Here is a 1,118-nt window from a genome sequence, read left to right as displayed (position 1 = left end):
GGCGAAATCATAGCAATTGATGGAAAAACTCTCAGAGGTTCTTATGACAAAAAAAAATCTCAAAAACCTATTCACATGGTCAGTGCCTGGGCTACAGCAAATCGCCTAGTTTTAGGTCAAGTCAAAGTAGATAATAAATCGAATGAAATCACTGCAATTCCCCAACTTCTCAAAGTTTTATCCCTCTCTGGTTGTCTAGTTACTATTGATGCTATGGGATGGCAAAAAGAAATTGTTAAACAAATTACAGAACAACAAGCTGACTATGTAATTACTTTGAAAAAAAATCAAGGTTATTTTTATCAAAGGGTTGAAAAACTGCTGAATAAATTATCTAAAAATGAAGGAAAAGAAAGTACACAAAGTGATTATTGTAAACCAGAATTAGCTCATGGTCGTCAGGAATATCGATACTATTATATGGCGAGTAATATTGCCGAACAAGTAGATCCATTTGGAGAATGGAAAAATCTCAAATCAATTGGCTTTGTCGATTACTTTCGTTTTGAAAAAGATGGAAAAAGAACTTGTGAACGAAGATATTATATTAGTAGTTTATCCAATAATGCTGAACTATTAGCTGAAGCGATTCGTGGTCATTGGGGGATTGAAAATCAATTAAATTGGGTTCTGGATGTTCAATTTCAGGAAGATTGCTCTAGAATTAGAACAGATAATGCTCCAGAGAATTTGGCAGTAATTAGACAAATAGCTTTAAATTTATTAAATCAAGAAAAAACTGTAAAAACTGGAATAAAAAATCAACGAAAAAGAGCTGGATGGAACAACAATTACCTCCTCAAAGTTTTATTCAGCTCAGAATAAAATCTGAATGTAAATAAGTGAAAACATCTGGCAATGGAATTTTATCTTCCTATGCATTAGGAGAATAATTATTAATTTTAGTTTGATTATTTAAAAGTGATTGCAGACAGTAATATCGACAATAAAATTTAAATAATAATCTTATATGTCTCTCAATAAATTAAGTGATTGCAGTCTGCAATCTTGGTAAAAAAACAAAAATAAAAATCGAGTGAATTAGAGTGATTGCAGATAGTGATATCACCCATAAAGACTCCATTATCACTTCCATTTAAATTGAACAATAGATCAAG

Annotated in this window: 1 protein-coding gene; it reads left to right on the top strand. The window is 31.1% G+C overall.

The annotated features are described in order from the left end of the window. The coding region (locus F6K06_RS33625) for an ISAs1 family transposase (protein ID WP_287245641.1) at window positions 1-825 on the top strand (825 nt) is incomplete at its 5' end. Window positions 826-1,118 lie beyond the last annotated feature (293 nt).

The sequence above is a fragment of the Okeania sp. SIO1H4 genome (assembly GCF_010672695.1).
GTDB classification, from domain to species: domain Bacteria; phylum Cyanobacteriota; class Cyanobacteriia; order Cyanobacteriales; family Microcoleaceae; genus Okeania; species Okeania hirsuta.
Note: the sequence above shows the minus strand (reverse complement) of the source record. Positions and strands in the feature narration are given on the sequence as shown.